This window comes from Robiginitalea sp. SC105, assembly GCF_014243345.1.
Taxonomy (GTDB): domain Bacteria; phylum Bacteroidota; class Bacteroidia; order Flavobacteriales; family Flavobacteriaceae; genus Robiginitalea.
Genome location: NZ_JACLZF010000002.1, coordinates 143,293 through 167,128 on the forward strand (window position 1 = coordinate 143,293; position 23,836 = coordinate 167,128).

Annotated in this window: 34 protein-coding genes and 1 pseudogene; 34 read left to right on the forward strand and 1 reads right to left on the reverse strand. The window is 54.0% G+C overall.

Annotated elements, in window-relative coordinates; all coding sequences use genetic code 11:
- Positions 1-14: 14 nt before the first annotated feature.
- Positions 15-3,266: a SusC/RagA family TonB-linked outer membrane protein gene (locus H7F20_RS09740; protein WP_185785997.1), complete on the reverse strand. Its 3,252-nt coding sequence runs from the start codon at positions 3,264-3,266 to the stop codon at positions 15-17.
- A gap of 636 nt (positions 3,267-3,902) precedes the next feature.
- On the opposite strand from H7F20_RS09740, the gene rpsL reads away from it, so the two are divergent.
- The 34 genes and pseudogenes from rpsL (at position 3,903) to eno (ending at position 23,834) form a co-directional block, all read left to right on the forward strand.
- Entirely contained in the window at positions 3,903-4,277 is a 375-nt protein-coding gene (gene rpsL, locus H7F20_RS09745; protein WP_013305196.1) for a 30S ribosomal protein S12, read from the forward strand.
- A 22-nt stretch (positions 4,278-4,299) separates the two neighbouring features.
- On the forward strand, positions 4,300-4,776 hold the full coding sequence (gene rpsG, locus H7F20_RS09750) for a 30S ribosomal protein S7 (RefSeq protein WP_185785998.1): 477 nt from the start codon (positions 4,300-4,302) through the stop codon (positions 4,774-4,776).
- Between the two features lie 5 nt (positions 4,777-4,781).
- Positions 4,782-6,911, forward strand: coding sequence for an elongation factor G (fusA, locus tag H7F20_RS09755; RefSeq protein ID WP_185785999.1), 2,130 nt, complete (start codon positions 4,782-4,784; stop codon positions 6,909-6,911).
- 11 nt (positions 6,912-6,922) lie between these two features.
- The gene (rpsJ, locus tag H7F20_RS09760) at positions 6,923-7,228 is read left to right on the forward strand and encodes a 30S ribosomal protein S10 (RefSeq protein ID WP_013073266.1); all 306 of its coding nucleotides are present in this window, start codon (positions 6,923-6,925) and stop codon (positions 7,226-7,228) included.
- Positions 7,229-7,501: 273 nt separating this feature from the next.
- Positions 7,502-8,119, forward strand: a complete 618-nt coding sequence (rplC, locus tag H7F20_RS09765; RefSeq protein WP_185786000.1) for a 50S ribosomal protein L3 — start codon at positions 7,502-7,504, stop codon at positions 8,117-8,119.
- Complete coding sequence (rplD, locus tag H7F20_RS09770; protein WP_185786001.1) at positions 8,119-8,748, forward strand: 50S ribosomal protein L4; 630 nt, start codon at positions 8,119-8,121, stop codon at positions 8,746-8,748. The genes rplC and rplD overlap by 1 nt, the downstream gene beginning before the upstream one ends.
- A gap of 6 nt (positions 8,749-8,754) precedes the next feature.
- On the forward strand, positions 8,755-9,045 hold the full coding sequence (gene rplW / locus H7F20_RS09775; RefSeq protein ID WP_185786002.1) for a 50S ribosomal protein L23: 291 nt from the start codon (positions 8,755-8,757) through the stop codon (positions 9,043-9,045).
- 9 nt (positions 9,046-9,054) lie between these two features.
- Positions 9,055-9,879 carry a 50S ribosomal protein L2 gene (gene rplB, locus H7F20_RS09780; RefSeq protein ID WP_185786003.1) on the forward strand — a complete coding sequence of 275 codons (825 nt, stop codon included), beginning with the start codon at positions 9,055-9,057 and terminating at the stop codon, positions 9,877-9,879.
- Between the two features lie 11 nt (positions 9,880-9,890).
- The gene (rpsS, locus tag H7F20_RS09785; RefSeq protein ID WP_185786004.1) at positions 9,891-10,169 is read left to right on the forward strand and encodes a 30S ribosomal protein S19; all 279 of its coding nucleotides are present in this window, start codon (positions 9,891-9,893) and stop codon (positions 10,167-10,169) included.
- A gap of 5 nt (positions 10,170-10,174) precedes the next feature.
- Complete coding sequence (gene rplV / locus H7F20_RS09790; protein WP_185786005.1) at positions 10,175-10,579, forward strand: 50S ribosomal protein L22; 405 nt, start codon at positions 10,175-10,177, stop codon at positions 10,577-10,579.
- An 11-nt stretch (positions 10,580-10,590) separates the two neighbouring features.
- Entirely contained in the window at positions 10,591-11,301 is a 711-nt protein-coding gene (rpsC, locus tag H7F20_RS09795; RefSeq protein ID WP_185786006.1) for a 30S ribosomal protein S3, read from the forward strand.
- 19 nt (positions 11,302-11,320) lie between these two features.
- Positions 11,321-11,743 carry a 50S ribosomal protein L16 gene (gene rplP / locus H7F20_RS09800; protein WP_185786007.1) on the forward strand — a complete coding sequence of 141 codons (423 nt, stop codon included), beginning with the start codon at positions 11,321-11,323 and terminating at the stop codon, positions 11,741-11,743.
- Positions 11,744-11,755: 12 nt separating this feature from the next.
- Positions 11,756-11,947: a 50S ribosomal protein L29 gene (rpmC, locus tag H7F20_RS09805; RefSeq protein WP_185786008.1), complete on the forward strand. Its 192-nt coding sequence runs from the start codon at positions 11,756-11,758 to the stop codon at positions 11,945-11,947.
- Between the two features lie 13 nt (positions 11,948-11,960).
- On the forward strand, positions 11,961-12,218 hold the full coding sequence (rpsQ, locus tag H7F20_RS09810) for a 30S ribosomal protein S17 (protein WP_185786009.1): 258 nt from the start codon (positions 11,961-11,963) through the stop codon (positions 12,216-12,218).
- A gap of 2 nt (positions 12,219-12,220) precedes the next feature.
- Entirely contained in the window at positions 12,221-12,589 is a 369-nt protein-coding gene (gene rplN, locus H7F20_RS09815) for a 50S ribosomal protein L14 (protein WP_185786010.1), read from the forward strand.
- 11 nt (positions 12,590-12,600) lie between these two features.
- Positions 12,601-12,909 carry a 50S ribosomal protein L24 gene (rplX, locus tag H7F20_RS09820; protein WP_185786011.1) on the forward strand — a complete coding sequence of 103 codons (309 nt, stop codon included), beginning with the start codon at positions 12,601-12,603 and terminating at the stop codon, positions 12,907-12,909.
- A gap of 2 nt (positions 12,910-12,911) precedes the next feature.
- On the forward strand, positions 12,912-13,463 hold the full coding sequence (gene rplE / locus H7F20_RS09825) for a 50S ribosomal protein L5 (protein WP_185786012.1): 552 nt from the start codon (positions 12,912-12,914) through the stop codon (positions 13,461-13,463).
- A gap of 1 nt (position 13,464) precedes the next feature.
- The gene (gene rpsN / locus H7F20_RS09830) at positions 13,465-13,734 is read left to right on the forward strand and encodes a 30S ribosomal protein S14 (RefSeq protein WP_041327039.1); all 270 of its coding nucleotides are present in this window, start codon (positions 13,465-13,467) and stop codon (positions 13,732-13,734) included.
- 22 nt (positions 13,735-13,756) lie between these two features.
- A complete protein-coding gene (rpsH, locus tag H7F20_RS09835) occupies positions 13,757-14,155 on the forward strand; it encodes a 30S ribosomal protein S8 (protein WP_185786013.1) in 399 nt (132 codons plus the stop codon).
- A gap of 23 nt (positions 14,156-14,178) precedes the next feature.
- Positions 14,179-14,724 carry a 50S ribosomal protein L6 gene (rplF, locus tag H7F20_RS09840; protein WP_185786014.1) on the forward strand — a complete coding sequence of 182 codons (546 nt, stop codon included), beginning with the start codon at positions 14,179-14,181 and terminating at the stop codon, positions 14,722-14,724.
- Positions 14,725-14,735: 11 nt separating this feature from the next.
- On the forward strand, positions 14,736-15,092 hold the full coding sequence (gene rplR, locus H7F20_RS09845; protein ID WP_185786015.1) for a 50S ribosomal protein L18: 357 nt from the start codon (positions 14,736-14,738) through the stop codon (positions 15,090-15,092).
- A gap of 9 nt (positions 15,093-15,101) precedes the next feature.
- Positions 15,102-15,626 carry a 30S ribosomal protein S5 gene (rpsE, locus tag H7F20_RS09850; RefSeq protein WP_185786016.1) on the forward strand — a complete coding sequence of 175 codons (525 nt, stop codon included), beginning with the start codon at positions 15,102-15,104 and terminating at the stop codon, positions 15,624-15,626.
- An 11-nt stretch (positions 15,627-15,637) separates the two neighbouring features.
- Complete coding sequence (gene rpmD / locus H7F20_RS09855; RefSeq protein ID WP_185786017.1) at positions 15,638-15,817, forward strand: 50S ribosomal protein L30; 180 nt, start codon at positions 15,638-15,640, stop codon at positions 15,815-15,817.
- Positions 15,818-15,829: 12 nt separating this feature from the next.
- Positions 15,830-16,282 (forward strand): 50S ribosomal protein L15, encoded by a 453-nt coding sequence (gene rplO / locus H7F20_RS09860; protein ID WP_185786018.1) that lies wholly within the window; start codon positions 15,830-15,832, stop codon positions 16,280-16,282.
- A gap of 11 nt (positions 16,283-16,293) precedes the next feature.
- Complete coding sequence (secY, locus tag H7F20_RS09865) at positions 16,294-17,634, forward strand: preprotein translocase subunit SecY (protein WP_185786019.1); 1,341 nt, start codon at positions 16,294-16,296, stop codon at positions 17,632-17,634.
- A 3-nt stretch (positions 17,635-17,637) separates the two neighbouring features.
- A complete protein-coding gene (infA, locus tag H7F20_RS09870) occupies positions 17,638-17,853 on the forward strand; it encodes a translation initiation factor IF-1 (protein WP_015753973.1) in 216 nt (71 codons plus the stop codon).
- A 13-nt stretch (positions 17,854-17,866) separates the two neighbouring features.
- On the forward strand, positions 17,867-17,983 hold the full coding sequence (gene ykgO / locus H7F20_RS09875) for a type B 50S ribosomal protein L36 (RefSeq protein WP_010519235.1): 117 nt from the start codon (positions 17,867-17,869) through the stop codon (positions 17,981-17,983).
- A gap of 2 nt (positions 17,984-17,985) precedes the next feature.
- The gene (rpsM, locus tag H7F20_RS09880) at positions 17,986-18,360 is read left to right on the forward strand and encodes a 30S ribosomal protein S13 (RefSeq protein WP_185786020.1); all 375 of its coding nucleotides are present in this window, start codon (positions 17,986-17,988) and stop codon (positions 18,358-18,360) included.
- Between the two features lie 8 nt (positions 18,361-18,368).
- Positions 18,369-18,779, forward strand: coding sequence for a 30S ribosomal protein S11 (rpsK, locus tag H7F20_RS09885; protein ID WP_185786021.1), 411 nt, complete (start codon positions 18,369-18,371; stop codon positions 18,777-18,779).
- Between the two features lie 102 nt (positions 18,780-18,881).
- On the forward strand, positions 18,882-19,487 hold the full coding sequence (gene rpsD, locus H7F20_RS09890) for a 30S ribosomal protein S4 (protein WP_185786022.1): 606 nt from the start codon (positions 18,882-18,884) through the stop codon (positions 19,485-19,487).
- A gap of 19 nt (positions 19,488-19,506) precedes the next feature.
- Complete coding sequence (locus tag H7F20_RS09895; RefSeq protein ID WP_185786023.1) at positions 19,507-20,499, forward strand: DNA-directed RNA polymerase subunit alpha; 993 nt, start codon at positions 19,507-19,509, stop codon at positions 20,497-20,499.
- Between the two features lie 42 nt (positions 20,500-20,541).
- Positions 20,542-21,039 (forward strand): annotated as a pseudogene (gene rplQ / locus H7F20_RS09900) (50S ribosomal protein L17); the annotation flags it as partial.
- Between the two features lie 272 nt (positions 21,040-21,311).
- Positions 21,312-22,439 (forward strand): glutamine-hydrolyzing carbamoyl-phosphate synthase small subunit, encoded by a 1,128-nt coding sequence (carA, locus tag H7F20_RS09905; RefSeq protein WP_185786025.1) that lies wholly within the window; start codon positions 21,312-21,314, stop codon positions 22,437-22,439.
- Positions 22,440-22,541: 102 nt separating this feature from the next.
- Positions 22,542-23,834, forward strand: a complete 1,293-nt coding sequence (eno, locus tag H7F20_RS09910) for a phosphopyruvate hydratase (protein ID WP_185786026.1) — start codon at positions 22,542-22,544, stop codon at positions 23,832-23,834.
- The last annotated feature ends 2 nt before the right edge of the window (positions 23,835-23,836 follow it).

The following is a 23,836-nucleotide window of genomic DNA, read 5'->3' on the forward strand; positions in this document are numbered from 1 at the left end:
TTTTTTTATAATGATTAAAAGGATGCTTTAACACTAACCCCGTACCGCTTAGAGCTGGGTCCGTTGAGGTAGTCAAAGCCCTGTCCGAGTCCTACACCCAGTCCGGCAACGTTCGGGTCAAAGTTAGCACTCTTCGGCATGTTGAACGCACGGAACCACATGTTATATCCGGTAAGGGTGAAACTCAGTGAGCCAAAAGGCGTCTTGTCCAGGAATTTGCTCGGGAAGCTGTATCCCAGGGAAACTTCCTGAATGCGGAGGGTGGTGGCATCGTAAACCTGCAGTTCAGACGGACCGAATACTACGTTGTTGAAGTAGTAATCCGAGTTGTTGATCTGAACGGTGTTCGGGCTGCCGTCAGGTCCTACACCAGGCAGGATGAACGAGCGCTCCCGGTCTGTGGTAGCTTCGATCAGACCCCGTCCGAGCAGCGTGGCCACTGTACTGGTCCAGATATCCCCGCCCTGCTGATAGTTCAACAGGAAGTTCAGGGAAAATCCTTTGTATGAGAAAGTGTTGGAAACGTTGGCAATCCAGTCCGGGTTCGGGTTTCCGATAATCGGCAGGCGGCCATTTTCATCCACTTCTTCGTTGATATAGTTACCGGCAGCGTCCACACGGAAGTTTCCTTCCGCGTCGCGGGCTATCCGGCCTCCGACCAGCACCCCGAGTTGCTCGCCAACGATGGCGGCGTTACCCTGGTTGCTGAATCCGGCAAAGACGATGATGTCTGTGTCCTGTCCGAGGTCCTTCACGATGGAGTTGTTCGCGTTGAAGTTCGTGTTGATGCTCCACTGGAAATCTCCACTGCGGAAGGGGTACAGACCCATGTCAATTTCAATACCCTTTCCTTCGATCTTACCGACGTTCGTGGCGATTACCGTACCACCGGAACTCGGGTCGAGCGGGCGGTCAACGATCAGGTCGTTGGTGATCCGCTTGTAGAGGGAAAGGTCGAGGGTTACAAAGTTGTTGAACAACCTGGATTCCAGACCTACTTCGAATTCGGAGTAACGCTCCGGCAGGATGTTCGGGTTGGCTACCCGGTTGGATACCGTGTTGGTTACTACGGTATTCCCATCACCGTTGATGAAATCCTGGGTGTCGATCGAAAGGTCAACTGATACCGGGAAACCAGTGGCAAAACCAGCCGATTCTCCGTATCCACCACGTAATTTGAGGTAGTTGATTCCCAGTGCATCGTTCCAGGTCCCGATCAGGCCGGTAGGCACGAAGGAGAAACTGGCTCCCTTGTAAAGCAGGGAACGGTTGTCCCTGGACTGGTTGGATACCCAGTCGTTCCGGGCATTCAGCGTCAGGTAGAGAAATTCGTCATACCCGAAGTCTACCTGGCCATAAAGACCGGCGATGTTCTGGTAGGTGGTGAACTGGATTTCATTCTGCAGGTCGAAGTTGAAGTGCCGTTTAACGCCGAAAACGTTCTGTCCGGTACTCCGAACCCCCTGTTGGTCGAAGGTAGTACTACGTGTGGTTCCCCCGAGGTTGAAATTCATATCGAGTTTTTCCGAGAGGTCAAAGGTACCGTTGAGGATGATACTGTGGTCCCAGATGGTATTGTTGTTGTCATATGTAGACAGCAAACCGCTCTGAACCGGTGTACTTCCGCTGGTTCCTCCTCTGTTCTGGAAGTTGGTGTTCCGCTCGTTGTAGACGTCAAATCCGAGACGATAGAGGATATTCAGGTTTTCGCTGATATCGAACTGGGTGGCGATGTTACCAAAGGCCCGGTTGGTCAGCTGCTTGTTACCTGAGTTGGCTACCGTCCAAAGCGGGTTCTGGATGTCGTTACCCTGGCGGTAGTATACGCTTCCTCCCGTAATCGGGTTCTGGAAAGGCAGGTTCATCAGGTCAACCGAACGCGGTGTAAAGAACAAGTGCCCGTAGACGGAAGACCCGTCTCCGAAGGATCCGTTACCCGTACTGGCCGCAACTGGAGGCGACCTGAACGTGGTGCGGGAATAGTTCATGGTACCGCTTATGGTGAATTTATTGCTGAGCTGAGCGCGTCCACCCACACTGATGTTGGAGCGGATCAGCTTGTTTCCTGGAGTAAAACCGTTGTCTTCCAGTTGGCCTCCGCTCACGTTGTAGGAAATCTTTCCGTCGTCTGATGAGCCGTTGGCGTTAACAGAGATATTGGAAACAGTTCCGGTGCGGAAGAAGTTCGGTACGCTCTGGTATGGCTGGAAGATGTACCGCGCATTGGCCAGTTCCGGGAATGCCGCCGGGATGCCTGTGGCAGCGCTGGCGGTGGAATAGGGGTGGCGGATACTTCCGTCCGAAGGATCCAGATCGTAGATGCCCGGGAAGTTGGCCGGGTTCGTGTAGCTGGCGCGTCCGCTGGGGGAGAAAGAAGGTCCCCAGTTACTGAAGAACCATCCGAATGCCTGGTCGAAACCACCTCCGTAGGAGTTCTGGTAGTCAGGCAGCGAAGCGATCTCGTTGAAGAACATGGAGGAAGTCACCGTGATTTCGGATTTCTTCGGCCCGCCGGCTCCGGCGGCTCCACTCTTGGTGGTAATAAGGATTACCCCGTTCTTCCCCTGCTCCCCGTAAAGGGTGGCAGCCGAAAGACCTTTCAGTACGCTTACGCTGGCAATGGTGTTCGGGTCCAGGTCAAGGAAACGGGACGAACCGTTGTTTCCATCAACAAAGTCCCCAGCAGGGTTGGTGTCGCTGCTGAAAGGAACGCCGTCTACAATAAAGAGCGGCTGGTTGTTCTGGCTGAACGACTGGTAGCCCCGGATAATGATGTTGGTGGCAGATCCGGAAACCCCGCTTTGCTGGGTGATGTTAACCCCGGATGCCTTACCGCGGAGCACCCGCCCCACGTCGCCTTCCGTACGCTGCTCCAACTGGTCGGAGTCAACTGAGGAAACCGCGTATCCAAGTGCTTTCTTTTCACGCTTGATACCCTGGGCAGTCACAATCACCTCTTCAAGGGCCTGCGCATTTTCAGTCATCTGCACATTGATTGTGTTGCTGGCTCCCACGGTTCGGTTTTCAGCGCGCATACCCAGGTAGGTATAGACCAGTACATCGCCGGTGCTCGCCTGAATGGCGTAATTACCGTCAAAATCGGTCTGGGTACCTGTGGTAGTGCCCTGAACAAGGATGTTAACCCCAGGCAACGGTAAGCCGTCTGCGTCGGAAACCGTACCTGAAATCGTCTTTTCTTGTGCAAAGGAAATCTGCACAACCAACGCCATAAATAGCGTCAGGATTCCATTTAACTTTGTTCTCATTTTTAAATTATTTGAATTAGCTAAGTGCGAAAATCCTAATTATGTGTTAATAATCCAAACTTATTTTAATAAAACTTTAAGCCCTCCCGAGATAATTCGTAGTCATAATTTTAGGCCTTTCCTGTTTGTTAGATCGGTATTTTACCCCGCTTCTGATTGCGAAAAACACAATTTCAGGCGGCATTAGGACGCGTTAGCCAGCTTTGCACTTTTGTATCTGTTAGGTAAATTCTATGTTAAATCCGTTCCAATCCGAAACCAATATGCGACACCAGGCGCCAGGCCTTTGTGGATGGGGGATTCAGTAAACAGGACCGGACGTGCTCTACGGATGGGCTGGATAAGGTGCGGAAAGGAGCGTCCAACCGGAAGGGGTCATAGCGCGAGAACAGCAGCCGGATACTCAAGCGGTCCTAAAGCGGTTTTTAAAGTATATATATTAAGGTATAATTTTTCCGGTTTCCGGGGTGGCCCACCCGGGTGCCCCACGGGCCGGGACCGGCATCCGGCAGTACCCCGCCGGGATGGTGATAAAAATGCTTGAAAATTAAGGGGCAGGGATTTGAATTACAGGAAATAATTGCTACATTTGCCAGCCCTTAAACAGGGGTAGATTTTTTTATTTAGCAAAATTATATGCCAACAATTTCACAATTAGTACGAAAAGGAAGGGCCACAATTACCAAGAAGAGTAAATCGGCTGCTTTGGATTCGTGCCCTCAGCGCAGAGGAGTATGTACGCGCGTTTACACCACCACCCCCAAGAAGCCGAATTCCGCCATGCGGAAAGTGGCCCGGGTGCGTCTTACCAACGGTAAGGAAGTGAACGCCTACATCCCCGGCGAAGGACACAACCTCCAGGAGCACTCGATAGTATTGGTTAGAGGCGGACGGGTGAAAGACTTGCCGGGTGTGAGATACCATATTGTACGCGGTGCACTGGATACAGCCGGCGTGGCCGGACGTACGCAGCGCCGGTCCAAATACGGAGCCAAACGCCCCAAGAAGTAATTCACCACATTAATCAGAAGCAATGAGAAAAAGACAGGCTAAGAAAAGACCGCTGTTGCCGGATCCGAGGTATAACGACCAGCTGGTAACGCGTTTTGTGAATATGATGATGTGGGATGGGAAGAAATCCGTGGCATTCCGGATTTTTTACGATGCGATGGACATCGTCGAGGAAAAGAAAACGGACGAGGAGAAATCCGCCGTTGAGTTGTGGAAGGAAGCCCTTTCCAATATCATGCCCCACGTGGAAGTGCGCAGCCGCCGGGTAGGTGGTGCCACCTTCCAGATACCGATGCAGATCCGTCCGGATCGCAAGATTTCCACCGCCATGAAATGGCTCATCAGCTATTCGCGGAAAAGAAATGAAAAATCCATGGCCCAGAAGCTTGCTGGTGAAGTGATTGCAGCAGCCAAAGAAGAGGGCGCGGCCGTTAAAAAGCGGGTGGATACCCATAAGATGGCCGAAGCGAACAAAGCATTTTCTCACTTTAGATTCTAAGAATAATGGCGAGAGATTTAAAATATACAAGGAATATTGGCATTGCGGCTCACATCGACGCCGGGAAGACCACCACGACCGAACGCATCCTTTTCTACACGGGCGTAAGCCACAAGATCGGGGAGGTTCACGACGGGGCGGCTACCATGGACTGGATGGAGCAGGAGCAGGAACGCGGGATTACGATTACCTCCGCGGCGACTACCTGTACCTGGCAGTTTCCGCTTGAGAACGGCCAGCCTACCGACAATACCAGGCCTTATCATTTCAATATCATCGACACCCCCGGGCACGTGGATTTTACCGTTGAGGTAAACCGTTCCCTGCGGGTACTGGACGGGCTCGTTTTCCTGTTCAGTGCGGTGGACGGGGTAGAGCCCCAGTCCGAGACCAACTGGCGCCTTGCGGATAACTACAAGGTGCCCCGCATGGGCTTTGTCAACAAAATGGACCGCCAGGGATCCAATTTCCTGGCCGTGTGCCAGCAGGTGCGCGACATGCTGAAATCCAATGCCGTGCCGATCGTATTGCCGATCGGGGACGAGGCGGACTTCAAGGGCGTCGTCGACCTGGTGAAGAACCGGGCCATCATCTGGAGTGAGGAAAACATGGGGTCTACCTTTGAGGAGATCGACATCCCCGCCGATATGGAGGCCGAGGTGAAAAAATACCGCGCCGAGCTTATCGAGGCAGTGGCCGAATACGATGAAAACCTGATGGAGAAGTTCTTTGAGGACGAGGATTCCATCACCGAAGCAGAAGTGCACGCTGCCCTCCGCGCAGCCGTAATGGACATGAGCATCATCCCGATGATCTGCGGTTCTGCCTTTAAAAATAAAGGAGTCCAGTTTTTGCTGGACGCTGTTTGCCGGTACCTGCCTTCTCCCCTGGACAAGGAAGCCATCGAAGGGATCAACCCGGATACGGAAGAGCCTGCCAAGCGCAAGCCGGACCCGTCTGCACCTTTTGCCGCACTGGCATTCAAGATTGCCACCGACCCCTTTGTGGGGCGCCTGGCCTTCTTCCGCTGCTATTCCGGAAAACTGGATGCAGGGTCCTATGTGCTGAACACCCGTTCGGGCAACAAGGAGCGGATCTCCCGGATCTACCAGATGCACTCCAACAAGCAGAATGCCATCGATTCCATCGCCGCCGGGGATATCGGCGCAGCAGTGGGGTTCAAGGATATCAAGACAGGGGATACCCTCTGTGACGAGAAACACCCCATCGTGCTGGAGAGCATGAAGTTCCCGGAACCGGTTATCGGTATTGCCGTAGAGCCCAAGACCAAGGCCGATGTGGACAAACTCGGTATGGCCCTCGCCAAACTGGCAGAAGAGGACCCGACCTTCCAGGTCAAAACCGATGAAGCCAGCGGGCAGACCATAATCTCCGGGATGGGAGAGCTGCACCTGGACATCATCGTCGACCGCCTCCGCCGCGAATTCAAGGTGGAAGTCAACCAGGGGCAACCCCAGGTGGAATACAAAGAGGCCCTTACCGCCGAAGCGAACCATCGCGAGGTCTACAAGAAGCAGACCGGTGGCCGTGGTAAGTTTGCCGATATCGTCTTCACCATGTCCCCCGCGGACAGCGAGGAGGACCAGGGGCTGACCTTTGTCAACGAGATCAAGGGGGGTAACATCCCCAAAGAATATATCCCTTCAGTCGAGAAAGGCTTCCGGGAAGCGATGAAAAACGGACCGCTGGCCGGATTTGAAATGGACAGCATGAAGGTTACCCTCAAGGATGGTTCCTTCCACCCGGTGGATTCGGATTCCCTTTCCTTTGAGCTGGCAGCCAAGATGGGCTACAAGGCCGCTGCAAGGGCCTGCCGCCCGATCATCATGGAGCCGATCATGAAGCTGGAGGTGCTGACCCCGGAAGAGAACATGGGGGATATCGTGGGTGACCTGAACCGCCGTCGCGGGCAGGTGAACAACATGTCCGACCGTGCCGGTTCCAAGGTAATCAAGGCAGATGTGCCGCTTTCCGAGATGTTCGGATACGTGACGTCGCTGCGGACCCTTTCCTCGGGCCGGGCCACTTCGACCATGGAATTCTCCCACTATGCGGAGACCCCGTCGAACATAGCAGAAGAAGTGATTAAAGCAACCAAAGGAGTAACCGCTTAATTCCGGTAGTGATGAGTCAGAAAATCAGAATCAAATTGAAATCGTACGATCACAACCTGGTAGACAAGTCTGCCGAGAAGATCGTCAAGACGGTCAAGACGACCGGAGCGGTGGTTACCGGACCCATTCCGTTGCCCACGCACAAGAAAATATTCACCGTGTTGCGTTCGCCCCACGTGAATAAGAAGTCCCGGGAGCAGTTCGAGCTCAGCTCTTACAAGCGCCTGCTGGACATATACAGCTCTTCCTCCAAGACCATTGATGCGCTGATGAAGCTCGAACTTCCCAGCGGCGTCGAGGTGGAGATCAAGGTCTGACGCCATTGGGCAAGCCGGTTCCAGGGCCCGGGAGGGCAGGGGGACCATTGACAAAACCGGGGGGTGCGCCCCCCCACGACATGTCCGGAGCTGCAAGCGAAGGAAAAACGGAAACAAAAATACATTCGGGGTCGGATTATTTTTGACCCTGTTTTTTTGTCGGAAAATTGAAAAGGAATAAGTAAACCATTAATAACCGGGAGGCAGGACCCGGTTCCGGTTCCTCAGGGAGCCGGAATCCAAGGTCCGGATCCCAACTAAATTAAATTAAGTATGTCTGGGTTAATCGGAAGAAAAGTCGGCATGACCAGCATCTTTGACGAGAACGGGAAGAACATCCCCTGTACCGTTATCGAAGCGGGTCCCTGTGTCGTCACCCAAGTCAGAACCGAAGAGGTAGACGGGTACAAGGCCCTTCAGCTCGGTTTCGATGACAAGGCAGATAAGCGTGCCAACAAGGCCGAACACGGTCATTTCAAGAAGGCAGGCACCGCGCCGAAAAAGAAGGTCGTCGAGTTCCGTTATTTTGAAGGAGAATACAAATTGGGAGACACCCTCAGTGTCGACCTGTTCAAGGAAGGGGAATTTGTGGATGTCAACGGCATTTCCAAAGGAAAAGGCTTCCAGGGCGTGGTAAAGCGCCACGGATTCGCCGGGGTAGGCCAGTCCACCCACGGCCAGCACAACCGCCTCAGGGCCCCCGGTTCCATCGGAGCCGGCTCGGACCCTTCACGGGTATTTAAGGGTATGAGGATGGCCGGTCAAATGGGGAACCAGCGTGTGACGGTTCAGAACCTGCGCGTGCTGAAAGTCGTTCCGGAAAAGAACCTCCTGGTACTCAAGGGAGCTGTTCCGGGCCATAAGAATGCATATATAACCATCGAGAAGTAATGAAGGTAGCAGTTTTAGATATCAAGGGAAAAGAGACCGGCCGGAAAGCAGAGCTTGCCGACGATGTCTTCAAGATTGAGCCGAACGAGCATGCCATTTACCTGGATGTGAAGCAGTACCTGGCCCACCAGCGGCAGGGAACGCACAAGTCCAAGGAACGCGCGGAGATCGCCGGTAGTACCCGGAAGATCAAGAAGCAGAAAGGTACGGGTACCGCCCGTGCGGGTAGCATCAAGTCGCCCATATTCCGCGGAGGTGGACGTATTTTTGGTCCCCGCCCCAAGGATTATACCCAGAAGCTCAACAAAAACGTCAAGCGCCTGGCGCGGAAATCGGCCCTGAGCCTCAAGACTCAGAATAACGCCATCACCGTGGTCGAGAACTTCTCTTTTGATTCCCCGAAGACCCGGGATTTCCAGGCGGTGCTCAAGGCACTCGGGCTGGAGGACAAAAAGTCCCTGATAGTGTTGGGTGAACAAAATAATAGCGTATATTTGTCGTCGCGTAATTTGAAAGGTACGGAAGTTGTAACCAATTCAGAATTAAGCACTTACAAAATCATGAATGCGAATAACGTAGTCCTGACGGAAGGTGCTTTAGAAGGAATTGCGGCGAACCTAAACAAGTAAGAAATCATGAGTGTGTTGATTAAACCGATCATTACCGAGAAAATGACCTCCGACAGTGAGTTGTACAACCGCTACGGTTTCATCGTGAACCCGGCGGCCAACAAACTGCAGATCAAGGATGCTGTGGAGGCTGCTTACGGGGTGACCGTAAAGAAGGTTCGCACCATGAATTACGGCCCTTCCCGGAAGACCCGCTACACCAAAACCGGTGTACAGCAAGGGAAGACCAATGCGTTCAAGAAGGCCATTGTAGATGTGCAGGATGGGGACGTAATAGATTTTTACAGTAATCTCTAAAGACACGGCATGTCAGTTAGAAAATTAAAACCGATCACGCCCGGACAGCGATTCAAGATAGTCAATGGCTTCGATGCCATTACTACGGACGCACCGGAGAAAAGCCTGCTCGCCCCGATCAAGAAGTCGGGCGGCCGGAATAGCCGAGGAAAAATGACCATGCGCTATAAGGGCGGCGGTCATAAAAGGCGGTATCGTGTAATCGACTTCAAGCGCGACAAACAAGACGTTGCCGCCGAAGTCAAGTCGATTCAGTACGATCCGAACCGTTCTGCATTCATCGCCCTGGTGGAATACACCGATGGCGAGAAACGGTATGTGATTGCCCAGAACGGCCTGCAGGTAGGGCAGAAGGTCCATGCGGGAGCCGGTTCGGCCCCCGAAATCGGGAATGCCCTGCCGTTGTCAGAAGTGCCCCTGGGTACGATCATCTCCTGCATTGAGCTGCGTCCCGGTCAGGGAGCAGTGATGGCGCGGAGCGCCGGGACGTTTGCCCAGCTGATGGCCCGTGATGGCAAATACGCCACGATCAAATTGCCGTCCGGAGAAACCCGGATGATCCTGGCAAACTGCCTGGCTACCATCGGCGCGGTGTCCAACTCGGACCACCAGCTGATCGTTTCAGGAAAAGCGGGTCGCAGCCGTTGGCTCGGCCGCCGTCCGCGGACCCGTCCGGTAGCCATGAACCCTGTCGACCACCCGATGGGTGGTGGGGAAGGCCGCGCTTCCGGAGGCCACCCGAGATCCCGCAACGGGGTTCCTGCCAAAGGATACCGTACCCGTTCCCGGACCAAGGACAGCAACCGGTATATTGTAGAACGCAGAAAGAAATAAAACAGTAAGAAATGGCACGTTCCCTAAAAAAAGGACCTTACGTTCATTACAGCCTGGAGAAGAAAGTTCAGCAAAACGTGGATTCCGGCAAGAAAACCGTAATCAAGACCTGGTCACGGGCTTCGATGATCACCCCGGATTTTGTGGGGCAGACCATCGCCGTGCACAACGGACGGCAATTCGTCCCGGTATATGTTACCGAGAACATGGTAGGACACAAACTGGGGGAATTTTCCCCGACGCGTTCCTTCCGGGGACATGCCGGAGCTAAAAATAAAGGTAAAAAATAAGCGCTATGGGTGTTCGTAAAAAACAGATGGCCGAGAGGATCAAAGAGGAGAAGAAGGAGCTGGCATTTGCCAAGCTCAACAATTGTCCGACCTCTCCCCGCAAAATGAGGCTGGTCGCAGACCAGGTCCGGGGCGAAGAAGTCGAGAAGGCCCTCGCAATCCTGCGCTACAGTACCAAGGAAGCCTCGCGCCGGCTCGAGAAACTCCTGCTTTCGGCTATTGCCAACTGGCAGGCCAAAAACGAGGATGCGGATATCGAAGCCGCCGACCTCTTTGTACAGGAGATCCGCGTGGACGGTGGCCGCATGCTCAAGCGCCTGCGCCCCGCACCCCAGGGTCGGGCACACAGAATCAGAAAGCGTTCCAACCATGTAACCTTGGTATTGGGAGCCAGAAATAACGCAAGCTAGTAAAAGACAGTATGGGACAAAAAACGAATCCGATTGGGAATCGCCTGGGAATCATCCGGGGCTGGGAATCTAACTGGTACGGAGGCAACGACTACGGCGACAAACTCGCCGAGGACGACAAGATCCGGAAGTATATCCACGCCCGTCTGGCCAAGGCCAGTGTTTCCCGCGTCATCATCGAGCGCACCCTGAAGCTCATTACCGTAACCATCACCACGGCACGCCCGGGTATCATTATCGGTAAGGGAGGACAGGAAGTGGACAAGCTCAAGGAAGAGCTCAAGAAGATCACCGACAAGGAGGTACAGATCAACATCTTTGAGATCAAGCGCCCCGAGCTGGATGCGAACCTGGTTGCGGCCAGCATCGCCCGGCAGATCGAGAGCCGGATTTCCTACCGCCGGGCCATCAAGATGGCTATTGCGGCGGCCATGCGGATGAATGCCGAAGGGATCAAGATCCAGATCTCCGGTCGACTGAACGGAGCCGAAATGGCCCGGAATGAAAGCTATAAGGACGGTCGTATCCCGTTGTCCACCTTCCGTGCGGACATCGATTACGCCCTGCACGAAGCCCATACCACCTACGGCCGCCTGGGCGTGAAGGTGTGGATCATGAAAGGCGAAGTATACGGCAAGCGCGAGCTGTCCCCCCTGATCGGCATGTCCAAGGGAACTGGCAAAACCGGAAAACAGGAAGGCAAAAAGCGCCGCAGAAAATAAATAAAGAAGCTTAAAGAACATGTTACAGCCAAAAAGAACCAAGTTTCGGAAGGCCCAGAAAGGCCGAATGAAAGGTATATCGCAGCGGGGACACCAGCTCTCCAACGGGATGTTCGGGATCAAATCCCTCGATTCCAGCTTTATCACCTCCCGGCAGATCGAGGCAGCCCGTATTGCGGCCACCCGTTACATGAAGCGCCAGGGACAGCTCTGGATCAAGATATTCCCGGACAAGCCCATCACCAAGAAACCCCTCGAGGTTCGGATGGGTAAGGGTAAGGGAGCCCCGGAATACTGGGTAGCGGTTGTAAAACCGGGCCGGATCATGTTTGAAGTGGCCGGAGTGCCTTTGGACATCGCGCAGGAAGCCCTGCGCCTGGCTGCACAGAAACTGCCGGTCAAGACAAAATTTATAGTTGCCAGGGATTACGATCCCTCCTAATTGAACAGGATCATGAAACAAGCAGAAATAAAAGAACTGTCCGTAGAGGAGCTGAAAGAGAAGATGGGCGACTTCAAGAAGCAGTACGACGACCTGAAAATGGCACACGCCGTAACGCCCCTGGAGAATCCGCTCCAACTCAAAACAGCCCGCAGGACAGTGGCAAGGCTGGCAACTGAATTAACAAAAAGGGAAAACCAATAATTGGTGTTGCTTTATGGAAAATAGAAATCTAAGAAAAGAGCGTATAGGCGTTGTGACCAGCAACCGGATGGAGAAATCCATTGTCGTTGCTGAGGTCAAGCGGGTAAAGCACCCCATGTACGGGAAGTTCGTACTGCGGACCAAAAAATATGTTGCGCACGACGAAACCAATGATTGCAATATCGGCGATACCGTGAAGATCATGGAAACCCGTCCGCTTAGCAAGACCAAGTGTTGGAGACTCGTAGAAATCCTTGAAAGAGCCAAATAATTATGTTACAGCAGGAATCAAGACTCAAAGTAGCAGATAACACCGGGGCCAAAGAAGTGCTGACCATCCGCGTGTTGGGAGGGACCAAAAGGCGGTATGCCTCCCTCGGTGATAAGATTGTGGTTACCGTAAAGGAGGCTACGCCCAACGGGACAATCAAAAAAGGTGCTGTTTCGACAGCCGTGGTCGTGCGGACCACCAAAGAAGTCCGCCGCCCGGACGGATCCTACATCCGTTTCGACGACAACGCCTGTGTGCTGCTCAACCCCACCGGGGAAATGCGCGGAACCCGCGTATTCGGGCCGGTTGCCCGGGAGTTGCGTGAAAAACAATTTATGAAAATCGTTTCCTTGGCTCCCGAGGTACTCTAAACAGACGAGATATGAAGTTCAAGATCAAATCAGGAGATACCGTTCGCGTCATTGCCGGCGACCATAAGGGAAGCGAAGGCAAGGTCGTGCGGATCATCCGCGAGGTGAACAAAGCCATCGTGGAAGGTGTGAACACGGTTTCCAAGCACGAGAAGCCGAGCGCCAGCAACCCCCAGGGCGGGATTGTTGAAAAGGAAGCTCCCATCCATATTTCCAACCTTTCGCTGATCGACAAGTCCGGGGACGCTACCCGGGTGGGCTACGAGATGCGGGACGGAAACAAGGTGCGGGTTGCTAAGAAATCCAATGAAGTTATTTAGTTATGGCCTACGTACCAAGATTAAAACAGGAATACAAGGAGCGCGTGATCAAGGCGCTCGAGGAAGAGTTCGGGTACAAGAACGTAATGGAGGTTCCCAAGCTTAAGAAAATCGTCGTAAGCCGGGGCGTAGGTGCCGCGGTAGCCGATAAAAAGCTGATTGACCACGCCGTGGACGAACTGACCATGATCACTGGCCAGAAGGCCGTATCGACCAATTCCAAGAAGGATGTCGCGGCTTTCAAGCTCCGGAAAGGCATGCCCATCGGGGCCAAGGTGACCCTCCGCGGAGAGCGGATGTACGAGTTCCTGGACCGGTTGGTAACCACTGCCCTGCCAAGGGTAAGGGACTTCCAGGGGATCCGCGCCACCGGATTTGACGGCCGCGGGAATTACAACCTCGGGATCACCGAGCAGATCATCTTCCCGGAGGTCAATATCGACAAGATCAACCGTATCAACGGGATGGACATCACCTTTGTGACATCCGCCCAGACGGACAAGGAAGCGAAATCACTGTTAAGCGAATTGGGATTACCCTTTAAAAAGAATTAGTATGGCTAAAGAATCAATGAAGGCCCGTGAACGCAAAAGGGCTAAACTGGCAGCAAAGTACGCAGAGAAGCGCAAGGCCCTCAAGGAGGCCGGCGACTACGAAGCGCTGCAAAAGCTCCCGCGAAATGCCTCCCCGGTTCGCCAGCACAACCGCTGCAAGCTCACCGGCCGGCCCCGCGGCTATATGCGGACATTCGGCATCTCCCGGGTAATGTTCCGCGAAATGGCAAACCAGGGATTGATTCCCGGCGTCAAAAAAGCCAGTTGGTAACCTCTTAAATACAGGAAAGAAGATGTTTACAGATCCTATCTCAGATTATTTGACACGCATCCGGAACGCGAGCCGCGCCGGGCACCGTGTGGTGGAGATCCCCGCTTCCAATACAAAGAAGGAGATCACCAAGATCCTGTTTGACCAGGGGTACATCCTCAGCTACAAGTTCGAGGAAAACGAAACACAGGGAATCATCAAGATCGCCCTGAAATACGACAAGGATACCAAGGAGCCGGTCATCCGCAAAATCCAGCGGATTTCCAAGCCGGGTCTCCGGAAATACGCCGGCAGCGGGGAGTTACCGCGCATACTCAACGGCCTGGGGATTGCCATCGTCTCCACCTCACACGGGGTGATGACCAGCAAGCAGGCCCGGCAGGAAAACGTAGGCGGCGAAGTGCTTTGCTACGTTTATTAACAGAATTATAAAGAAGAAGAAGCATGTCTAGAATAGGTTTAAACCCGATTTCGATCCCAGAGGGTGCCACGGTGGAAGTTTCCGAGAACGTGGTTACCGTTAAAGGCAAACTGGGCGAACTTACCCAGGAATTCAGCAATGTCGGGGTAAAGGTGGAAGATGGCCAGGTGATCGTTTCCCGGCCGGACAACTTTACCAAGGAAGATAAGGCAAAGCACGGCCTGTACCGGGCGCTGATCAATAATATGCTCCTGGGAGTGACCAAGGGATGGACCAAGGAACTGGAACTGGTCGGGGTAGGATACCGCGCCAGCAACCAGGGCCAGAAACTGGATCTCGCCCTCGGGTTCTCGCACAACATCGTGCTGGACCTCGCACCGGAGATCCAGATTGAGACAACTTCGGAAAAAGGGAAGAACCCGACCATCAAGCTCACTTCCCACGACAAGCAACTCGTGGGGCAGGTAGCTGCCAAGATCCGCTCCTTCCGCAAACCGGAGCCCTACAAAGGCAAGGGAGTGAAGTTCAAGGGTGAACAGTTGAGAAGAAAAGCAGGTAAATCAGCATAATCCAAGGAATCATGGGACTAACCAAGTCTGAAAGAAGAAACAAGATCAGGAGGCGTATCCGCAAGGTGTCCTTCGGCACCGCAGAGCGTCCGCGCCTGTCGGTTTTCCGGAGCAACAAGGAAATCTACGCCCAGGTCATCGACGACACCACCGGCAGGACGCTGGCTGCTGCATCGTCACGCGATAAAGAGCTCGCCAAAGCCAAAGGGACCAAATCGGAGATTGCTGAAGCCGTGGGCAAGAGCCTGGCGGAAAGAGCCAAGGCTGCCGGTGTGGAGATGGTTTCTTTTGACCGGGGAGGATATCAATACCACGGTCGGGTAAAATCCCTGGCCGATGGAGCCAGAGAAGGCGGATTAAAATTTTAATACAAGTCTATGTACGGGAAATACAAAAATGTGGAAACGGTTAAACCGGGCGGTCTCGAACTGAAGGACCGTTTGGTGGGAGTACAACGGGTTACCAAGGTAACCAAGGGTGGACGTGCCTTCGGCTTTTCTGCCATCGTCGTGGTCGGTGACGAAAACGGCGTGGTGGGTCACGGGCTCGGCAAATCCAAGGAGGTGGCTACCGCCATTGCGAAAGCGGTGGAGGATGCCAAGAAGAACCTGATCCGTATCCCCCTGAACAAAGGAACCCTTCCGCACGAGCAGAAAGGCAAGTACGGGGGAGCCCGTGTCTATATCCAGCCTGCTTCTCACGGTACCGGGGTAATCGCCGGAGGTGCGGTTCGCGCCGTACTCGAAGCCGTGGGCGTACAGGACGTACTGTCAAAATCCCAGGGGTCGTCCAACCCGCACAATGTGGTCAAGGCTACTTTTGACGCCCTGCTGCAGTTGCGCGATGCCAATACCGTGGCGCAACAGCGCGGTATTTCCCTGGAGAAAGTATTCAACGGATAAGCAGCAGAGAGATGGCTAAGATCAAAGTACGACAAGTAAAGAGCAGCATCAAGCGTCCCCAGGACCAGAAACGGACCCTGGAAGCCCTTGGGCTGAGAGGTATCGGCCAGGAAGTGGAACACACCTCCTCCCCGAGCATCCTCGGAATGATAGCAAAAGTAAAACACCTGGTTTCTACAGAAGAAGCTTAAAACAGAGGGAAAATGGACTTAGGTAATTTAAAACCTGCAAAGGGATCTGTTCACAAGGGCGGAAAAGCCGTTGGACGCGGTCAGGGCTCCGGTAAGGGAGGTACTGCCACCCGCGGACACAAGGGTGCAAAATCCCGTTCCGGCTATTCGAAGAAGATCGGGTTCGAAGGTGGGCAGATGCCGCTTCAGCGCCGCGTGCCCAAATTCGGTTTCACCAACATCAACCGTGTGGAATACCGCGGCATCAACCTGGATACGCTCCAGGAACTCGCAGAAAGCGGGGCCGTGAAAAAGGAAATCAGCCTGGAAAACCTGGTTGAACTCCGCCTTGCACACAAAAACGACCTGGTAAAAATCATGGGACGGGGCGAAATCAAAGCCCCCCTTAAAATCACTGCTCATAAATTTACAGCCAGTGCCAAAGCCGCAATTGAGGCTGCTGGTGGTGAGGCGATAAGTTTATAAGCGAGCCCGTTATGAAGAAATTTATAGAGATCATAACAAATATCTGGAAGATCGATGAGCTCCGGAGCCGCATCCTGGTGACGCTCGGTCTGCTGCTGGTATACCGCTTCGGGGCACAGGTTGTCCTCCCGGGTATCGATACCAACCAGCTGGCCCAGCTTGCCGACAGTACGGATACCGGGATCCTGGGGATCCTCAATGCATTTACCGGCGGGGCCTTTGCCAACGCTTCGGTCTTTGCCCTGGGGATCATGCCGTATATCTCCGCTTCCATCGTCGTGCAGCTGATGGGGATTGCCATCCCCTACCTGCAGAAACTCGACAAGGAAGGGGAAAGCGGCCGCAAGACCAAAAACCAGATCACCCGCTGGCTCACCATCGCTATCTGTATCATCCAGGCACCGACCTACCTATACAGCCTCGGGGCCCTCGGGGTGCCGGACAGCGCCTTCCTGCTGGGCAAAGGCCTCGGCTTTATGGTGCCTTCCGTCATCATCCTGGTAACCGGCTGCGTATTTGCCATGTGGCTGGGCGAAAAGATCACCGACAAGGGCATCGGCAACGGGATTTCCCTGCTGATCATGATCGGGATCATCGCCACCCTGCCGCAGGCTTTCCTGCAGGAATCGGCTTCCCGCCTCAATGGAAACGGCGGGCCGATGCTGATTTTGGTAGAGGTAATCCTCTGGTTCGTGGTGATCCTCGCCAGCGTCCTGCTGGTGATGGCTACCCGCCGCATCCCGGTGCAATATGCGCGCCGCACGGCATCCGGTGGATACGAAAAGAATATCATGGGCTCCCGTCAATACATCCCGCTGAAGCTGAATGCCTCAGGGGTTATGCCCATCATTTTTGCGCAGGCAATCATGTTTGCGCCCGGTTTGCTGGGGAGTACGTTTAACGAGACGGCTGTCGGACAGTGGATGGAAGTACAGTTCCAGGATATCTTTGGCCTGTATTACAACATCCTCTTCGGGCTGCTTATCATCATCTTTACGTATTTCTATACGGCGATCACGGTGCCGACCAACAAAATGGCCGACGACCTCAAACGCAGCGGCGGCTTTATCCCGGGCATCCGTCCCGGTAAGGAGACCGCGGATTTCCTGGACAAGGTGATGTCGCTCATTACGCTGCCCGGTTCCGTTTTCCTGGCACTGCTGGCCGTATTGCCGGCCGTGGTGGTAAAGCTGATGGACATGCAGGCAAGCTGGGCCCTGTTCTATGGGGGAACCTCCCTGCTGATTATGGTAGGGGTGGCCATCGACACGGTGCAACAGGTAAATTCCTACCTGCTCAACCGCCACTATGACGGCCTGATGAAAACCGGTAAGAACAGAAAAGTAGCATAATATATGGCCAAGCAAGCTCCGATAGAACAAGACGGATCGATAATAGAAGCGCTTTCCAACGCCATGTTCCGCGTGGAATTGGAAAATGGTCACGTGGTGACGGCTCATATTTCGGGCAAGATGCGTATGCACTACATCAAATTGCTGCCCGGGGACAAGGTAAAGCTTGAGATGAGCCCCTACGACCTGACCAAAGCCAGAATCACATACAGATACTAAAGACACGGACAAGATGAAAGTAAGAGCATCCATAAAGAAACGCAGCGCCGATTGCAAGATCGTACGGCGCAAAGGCAGACTGTACGTAATCAACAAGAAGAATCCTAGATTTAAACAAAGACAAGGGTAACTATGGCTAGAATCGCAGGGGTAGACATCCCAAAACAAAAAAGAGGCGTAATTGCCCTTACCTACATTTTCGGTATCGGTAAGAGCAGGGCCCAGGAAATCCTCGAGAAGGCCAAGGTAGATGTGGATAAGAAGGTTTCAGAATGGGACGACGACGAGATTGGTCGTATCCGGGAAGCCGTGTCCGAATTTACCATTGAAGGAGAACTCCGTTCCGAAACACAGATCAACATCAAGCGGTTGATGGATATCGGATGTTATCGCGGGATCCGCCACCGTGCGGGGTTGCCGCTGCGGGGTCAGCGTACCAAGAACAACTCGCGCACCCGGAAAGGAAAGCGTAAAACCGTAGCGAACAAGAAGAAGGCTACCAAGTAATAGCAGATATGGCAAAGACAGGATCAAAAGGCACAAAAACAGCCAAAGCGACCAAGAAGCGCAAGGTTGCGGTGGAATCCACCGGGGAAGCGCATATCACGGCTTCCTTCAACAACATCATTATCTCCCTTACCAACAAGAAGGGCGATGTGATTTCCTGGGCATCAGCCGGGAAAATGGGATTCCGCGGTTCCAAGAAGAACACCCCTTACGCCGCACAGGTTGCTGCTGAGGAATGCGTAAAAACGGCCCATGAAGCGGGCCTGCGCAAGGTGAAGGTATATGTGAAGGGGCCGGGGAACGGGCGCGAGTCTGCTATCCGTACCATCCACAACAACGGGATCGAGGTCACCGAAATCATCGATGTGACCCCGCTGCCGCACAACGGCTGTCGTCCGCCCAAACGACGCAGAGTTTAAGTTTACACAGAACCCAATTAAATAATTTTTTCACTGGGGGTGTAGCACGGCTATCGAAGGACCAAGCCTTAATTCATAGCCACATCCTCAAAATTTCTGAAAATGGCAAGATATACAGGACCAAAATCAAAAATAGCCCGCAAGTTCGGTGAGGCTATCTTCGGGGACGACAAATCCTTCGAGAAAAAGAATTACCCTCCGGGGCAACACGGCAACAACCGCCGCAGGGGCAAGAAGTCGGAATACGCCATCCAGCTGATGGAAAAGCAGAAAGCCAAGTACACCTATGGCATCCTCGAGCGTCAGTTCCGCAACCTGTTCGCCCAGGCGAACCGCAGCAAGGGGGTAACCGGTGAGGTACTCCTCCAGCTCTGCGAGTCGCGCCTGGACAATGTGGTATACCGCATGGGTATCGCACCTTCCAGGAGGGCTGCCCGCCAACTGGTTTCCCACCGGCACATCACCGTGAACGGGGAACTGGTGAACATCCCTTCGTATTCCCTGAATGCCGGCGATGTGGTCGGGGTTCGCGAAAAATCAAAATCCCTCCAGGCTATCGAGGATTCCCTGTCCAACAGCAGCAGTGTCTACGAATGGATCAGCTGGAATGCCGACAAGAAGGAGGGTACGTTTGTAGCTGTTCCCGAAAGGCTCCAGATTCCGGAGAATATCAAGGAACAACTGATCGTCGAGTTATACTCTAAATAAAAACCACACAGATCCGATTATGGCATTATTTAATTTTCAGAAGCCCGATAAAGTTATCATGATAGACTCCACCGACTTCGAGGGGAAGTTCGAATTCCGTCCCCTGGAGCCCGGTTATGGTCTGACTGTCGGGAACGCACTCCGCAGGGTGCTGCTTGCCTCCCTTGAAGGTTTTGCGATCACTTCGGTGCGCATCGACAAGGTGGAACATGAATTTTCGGTGATTGAGGGGGTTGTAGAGGATGTGACCGAGATTATCCTGAACCTGAAGCAGATCCGCTTCAAGCGTCAGATCGACGACGTAAACGAAGAAACCGTCTCCATATCCGTCAGCGGCAAGGAGCAGCTGACCGCGGGGGATTTCCAGAAGTTCATTTCCGGTTTCCAGGTGTTGAACCCGGAGCTGGTTATCTGCAATATGGACCCGAAGGTGAGCATCAATATGGAGATCATCATCGAGAAGGGCCGCGGGTACGTACCTGCCGAGGAGAACAAAAAGTCCAACGCGCCGCTGGGAAGCATTGCCGTGGACTCCATCTTCACCCCGGTGCGCAATGTGAAATACAGCATTGAAAACTACCGGGTAGAGCAGAAGACCGACTACGAAAAGCTGGTCTTTGAAATCCTGACGGACGGATCCATCCATCCCAAGGACGCGCTTACCGAAGCTGCCAAGGTGCTGATCCACCATTTCATGCTCTTCTCAGACGAGCGGATCACCCTGGAAGCCGATGAAATAGCGCAGACCGAGACCTATGATGAGGAGTCCCTGCACATGCGGCAGCTGCTGAAGACCAAACTGGTGGACATGGACCTGAGCGTCCGCGCCCTCAACTGCCTGAAGGCAGCAGAGGTGGATACCCTCGGGGACCTGGTCTCCTTCAACAAGAACGACCTCATGAAGTTCCGGAACTTCGGGAAGAAATCCCTCACCGAGCTGGAGGAACTGGTCATCAACAAAGGATTGAACTTTGGGATGGACCTGTCAAAATATAAACTGGATAAGGATTAAGCCGGTTGCGGGAAGCGCATCCAGCGAAATTATTGATACGAGATGAGACACGGAAAGAAAGTCAATCACCTGGGAAGGAAAACAGCACACCGCAAGGCGATGCTCGCCAACATGGCCTGTTCCCTGATCGAACATAAGCGGATCAACACCACGGTTGCCAAGGCCAAGGCCCTGAAGCAGTTTGTGGAGCCGCTGATCACCAAATCCAAGGCCGAGAACAACCAGTCTGCTGAAAAAGGCACGCACAACCGCCGGATCGTGATGAGCAGCCTGCGCAGCAAGGAAGCCGTATCCGAGCTGTTCAGCTCGGTGGCTGAGAAGGTAGGGGACCGAGCCGGGGGGTATACCCGGATCATCAAGTTGGGCAACCGGCTGGGTGACAACGCGGACATGGCCATGATCGAGCTGGTAGATTTCAACGAACTCTACAACGCCGATAAGCCGAAGAAGAAATCCACAAGGCGAAGCCGCCGTTCCAAGTCCAAGGACACCGAGGCATCTGCTGCACCTGCAGCCAAGGAAGCCAAGGCAACCGGGGAAACCAAGGCTGCTGAAGAGGCGCCGGCTGCTGAGCAGGCCGAGGAACCGAAAGAAACCAAACCGGCTGAAGCAGCTCCTGCTGCTGAGACCGCTGCCGAAGCGAAGGAAACCGGGAATCCGGAGGAAGCCCCGGAAGAAAATGATCAGAAGGCGGATGGTTCCAAGGAATAAGCCGACTTTATCAAAAGTTTTAAACCAAAAAGGGATAGTCTCACAGGCTGTCCCTTTTTTTATGTTATTTTGTTAAACACCTTAAAATCACGGAAGAATTTATGAAGTATCAGGCCAAGAGAAAAGCATTGATCCTGCTCGCGGATGGCACCGTTTTTTACGGCAAGGCGGTGGGCGATAAAGAGGGAACCGCCTTTGGCGAAGTTTGTTTTAACACGGGAACCACCGGCTACCAGGAAATTTTTACGGACCCGTCCTATTTCGGGCAGCTGATGGTAACCACCAATGCCCACATCGGGAATTACGGTACCCGGGCAGAGGAGTCGGAATCCGACGGGGTGAAGATCGCCGGGCTGATCTGCAAAAATTTTGCCTATAGCTACAGCCGTCCCGATGCGGATTACAGCCTTCAGGAATTCCTGGATAAAAACGGGCTGTTTGCCATTTCCGATGTGGACACCCGCGCCCTGGTAAGCTATATCCGCGATAACGGCGCCATGAACGCCGTGATTTCCACGAGGGTGGACGAACTGGACGCCCTGAAAGCCGAACTGGCAGAGGTGCCGGGGATGGAAGGCCTGGAGCTCGCTTCCGCCGTGTCCACCCGGGAACCCTACTTTGTCGGGGATGCCGATGCCTCCATCCGGATCGCCGCACTGGATATTGGCATCAAAAAGAACATCCTGCGCAACCTGGCCAGACGGGGCGCATACATCCAGGTGTTTCCACACGACACCTCTTACGAAACCATGGAGGCCTGGAACCCGGACGGATACTTTATCTCCAACGGACCCGGAGACCCCCAGCCCTTGAAAGAGGCGGTGGAACTGGCCCGGAAGATCATCGCCACAGACAAACCCCTCTTCGGGATCTGCCTGGGACACCAGGTCATTGCCCTGGCCAACGGGGTCAGCACCTATAAGATGCACCACGGGCACCGCGGCATCAACCACCCGGTGATCAACCTGGAAACCGGGAAAGGGGAGATTACCTCCCAGAACCACGGCTTCGCCGTCAACCGGGAAGAGACCGAGGCGCACCCCGACCTGCAGATAACCCACATCCACCTGAATGACCAGACGGTGGCGGGTATCCGGATGAAGGACAAAAACGTGTTTTCCGTACAGTACCACCCGGAGGCCAGCCCGGGCCCGCACGATGCCGAGTACCTGTTTGACCAATTCTTTGAAACCATCCGGGAACACATGACAAAAAACACGGCTGTTTAAGATATTGTTACGCCTTTACACCCCGCCCCGGGACTTCTCCCGGGTACGCGCCTGTTTTCGTATCTTTGCAACCTGAACACAACCGAATAAATCGACAACCTTATGAGTATAATTATCGACGTTCACGCACGACAAATCCTTGATTCCCGCGGAAACCCGACTGTCGAGGTGGATGTACTTACCGAAAACGGCGTCCTGGGCAGGGCCGCGGTACCTTCCGGTGCCTCCACCGGGGAGCACGAAGCGGTAGAGCTGCGCGACGGCGGCAAGGCCTATATGGGCAAAGGCGTCAGCCAGGCCGTTGAGAATGTAAATACGGAAATCGCCGAAAAGGTCCGCGGCATGCTCGTATTTGACCAGAATAAGATCGACCAGGTCATGATTGAGCTGGACGGCACCCCGAACAAGGGACGCCTGGGGGCCAATGCCATCCTGGGGGTCTCCCTGGCGGCTGCCAAGGCGGCAGCCAACGAAATGGGGCAGTCCCTGTACCGCTATGTGGGCGGGGTAAGCGCCAATACGCTTCCGGTCCCTATGATGAACATCATCAATGGCGGATCCCACTCGGATGCGCCCATCGCCTTCCAGGAATTCATGGTGATGCCGGTAAAGGCGAAGAGCTTTACCCATGCCATGCAGATGGGCACGGAAATCTTCCACAACCTCAAAAAAGTACTCCACGACCGCGGGCTGAGTACTGCCGTCGGGGATGAGGGCGGTTTTGCCCCGACCCTGGACGGTACGGAGGATGCCCTGGACACCATTGCCAATGCTGTGGAAAAGGCCGGGTATAAAATGGGGGATGAGGTGATGATTGCCCTGGACTGCGCCGCAGCCGAATTTTTTGTGGACGGGAAATACGATTACACCAAGTTCGAAGGCGACAAAGGGGCCGTACGGACCTCGGCCGAACAGGCCCAGTACCTGGCGGACCTCTGCTCCAAATATCCCATCATCTCCATTGAGGACGGCATGGACGAGAACGACTGGGACGGCTGGAAGATGCTCACCGAAAAGGTGGGCAAAAAAGTGCAGCTGGTGGGGGACGACCTTTTCGTTACCAACGTGGAACGTCTCTCCCGCGGCATAAATGAGGGAATTGCCAATTCCATCCTGATCAAGGTAAACCAGATTGGCACCCTGACCGAAACCATCGCCGCCGTGAACATGGCCAAGAATGCCGGGTATACCTCTGTGATGTCCCACCGCAGCGGGGAAACCGAGGACAATACCATTGCCGACCTGGCCGTTGCCCTGAATACCGGGCAGATCAAGACCGGCTCGGCTTCCCGCAGCGACCGTATGGCCAAATACAACCAGTTGCTCCGAATTGAGGAGGAACTCGGAAGCGTGGCCTACTATCCGGGGCCGAATGCATTTAAAGTAAACAGGTAAGC